A 2,352-nucleotide genomic window follows, 5' to 3' on the forward strand; every position below is an offset into this window, starting at 1 on the left:
CACTGCGCATCTGTTAACGGCACACCCGAACAACGACGGACTGATCCAAACGAAACTGCCTAGCCACTCCGGGCAAGTTGTGGTGTGGAAGGCCGAGTTGGCGTGTTGGCTGCCTGGCCGCTCATCTCATTCGGTCATTCCTCCGCGGCCATGTCGCCGTAGCGCCGCGCGACCTCGTGGAACGCCTCCTTGGGGCTGCATACACCCTCGCCGGTCACCGCCACGACCCCGAAGCCGGCCTTGTCCAGATCGAGACGAGGATCGTCGTGACGCGGGAAGTCGGGCGTGGCGAAGGTGAACACGAAACAGCCGTGCACGCCCTCCGCGTCGTACTGGTCGATGAGTTCACCGAGGTAGCGGGCCTGGACGGCCTCGTCGCGGGGGTGGTCGCCGCGGATGTGCGGGGGTACGGCGAACCAGTTGACGATCCAGAAGGCGCCGGCTCCCCGCTGGTCGGCTCCGGTGAAGGCACCGCACCCGAACTCGGTGATGACCACGGGCTTGTCGTGGTCGCGAACCAGGCTGCGCAGGCGGTCTGTGTAGGTGGTGTGGTTACGGCGGGAGCGGTAGAGACTGACGCCGACCAGGTCGAACAGCGACCAGTCGACGTGTTCCCACCCGCCCGCGGAGTAGGTGACGGGCCCGCCAAAGCGGCGCCGCGCGGTGGTCACGGCGATGGTGAGCAGCCTGTGGAGCCGCCGGTCGATCCTGCGCCGCAGCAGGCGGCGGAAACGCAGGATGAGCTTCAGGCGCAAGAACGACCGAGGTCCGGGGACGATGCCCGGCGCGGTGTGGGAGAACTCGCTGCCGACCAGGAGCGTCACCCGGTCCGGGTGTTCCCGGCGAAGTTCCTCGGCCGCCTCGGCGACGGCGTCCAGGTGTTCCAGCAGCTTCGGCTGAGGCAGTTCGGGAACGTTGGGCCGGATGTACACGCCGAGACCGGACTGGAGGGCGGTGCGGGCGGCATCGATCAACCGCTTCCCGTCCCCGATGAGCATCACCGTGGTGCAGTGCAGGTCCCGGGCGATGACCTCCATGTCCCGCCGCACGTCGTCGGTGCTTGCCTCGCCGACCAGGTAGGAGATGCCGCGGACGGTCAGCATGCGCTCGGCTCCTGTCGACGCAGACGGTGGGCGGCCATGAGGATTAGGGCGGCGACTCCACCGAGCATCGCGGCGTTGACCGCGTACTTCACCGTGAAATCCACGTTGTCGCCGAGCGGTTCGACCAGGAAGGACAACCCGGCACGGACGAGGAGAGCACTGCCCGCGGCGGCCAGTACGTGCCGACGGCCCCAGTCCCGGCGGCGCGACCAGCGCAGCAGCAGCCAGCCGAGTACGACCATGGCGACGACGTTCACCGTCACCCCGGCCCAGGTCGCCGGCAGCAGCTGACTGGCACACCATGCGACCCCTGTGACACCGCCGACCAGCCACCACGACGGCGCCTTCGCGGACGACTGGGTCCTCGCAGGCCGGACGGTGAACGCGGCGGCGATCAGGGCGATGGCGACCACTGCGGCGCCGATCAGCTGCGCCGGGCCGGCCGTGGAGTCCGCTGCGCTGTCGCTGAAGATCAGCGCGGCGCTCAGCGCCCACAGCGACACCATGGCACCAACGCCGACCGGGCCCAGCCATGGCCGGTTCGCGATGCGCGGGGCACAGGATTCGACCACCGCGATCGGGGCTGCGAAACTCCAGATCACATGGCCCCCGACATAGTTCAGCAAGCTCGCCGCATCGACCCCTGTGCCCGGGATGAGGGTGACCAGCGGCTGGGTCGCCCAGTCGGGGTCATCGGCGTCGACCTCATTGTCGAACAGGGTCTGGTCGACCAAGCCGGCCTGGAGCACCCCGAAGGCCGCGCTCAACAGCAGGATCGTCGGCCAGCCGCGGCCGGTGCGCCGAGTGATCTCGCGGATGAGCACCGCGACGGTTCCATAGAGCGGCGCGAGGATGAGCAGGCCCGCCAGCAGCTCCAGCGGCCGACCAGTGCTTTCGCCGTAGCCGATGAGGTACTCCGCACTGATCGGGGACAGCACCAGCAGGCCCGCTACGGCCGTCCAGCGGTGCCGAAACCGCGGCAGTGCGGCAGGGGCGGACAGTGCGGGCATGAGAATCCTCTGCGTTGGTGGTTCATCGGTCCGGGTCGTCATCGGTCCGGTCGAAACTAGGGAGACCGCCGACCGCCGGGCATCCGCCTTTCGTCCACGAGCGCATGACTTCCGTCTACGTCCAAAAGTGCGCGGACCTCCGGCCACACCCACTCCAACGCCGCTTTGCCGTGTGACTAGGCAGTTTCGTTTGGATCAGTCCGTCGTTGTTCGGGTGTGCCGTTAACAGATGCGCAGTG

General features: G+C 68.2%; 2 protein-coding genes. Both read right to left on the bottom strand.

Annotated elements, in window-relative coordinates; all coding sequences use genetic code 11:
- Positions 1-134 precede the first annotated feature (134 nt).
- A complete protein-coding gene (locus EF387_RS46360; protein WP_128382575.1) occupies positions 135-1,103 on the bottom strand; it encodes a glycoside hydrolase family 113 in 969 nt (322 codons plus the stop codon).
- Complete coding sequence (locus EF387_RS46365) at positions 1,097-2,113, bottom strand: hypothetical protein (RefSeq protein ID WP_128382576.1); 1,017 nt, start codon at positions 2,111-2,113, stop codon at positions 1,097-1,099. Before EF387_RS46365 ends, EF387_RS46360 begins: the two co-directional genes overlap by 7 nt.
- Positions 2,114-2,352 lie beyond the last annotated feature (239 nt).

Origin of the sequence: Streptomyces cavernae (genome assembly GCF_004023625.1) — a bacterium.
Classification (GTDB): Bacteria; Actinomycetota; Actinomycetes; order Streptomycetales; family Streptomycetaceae; genus Streptomyces; species Streptomyces cavernae.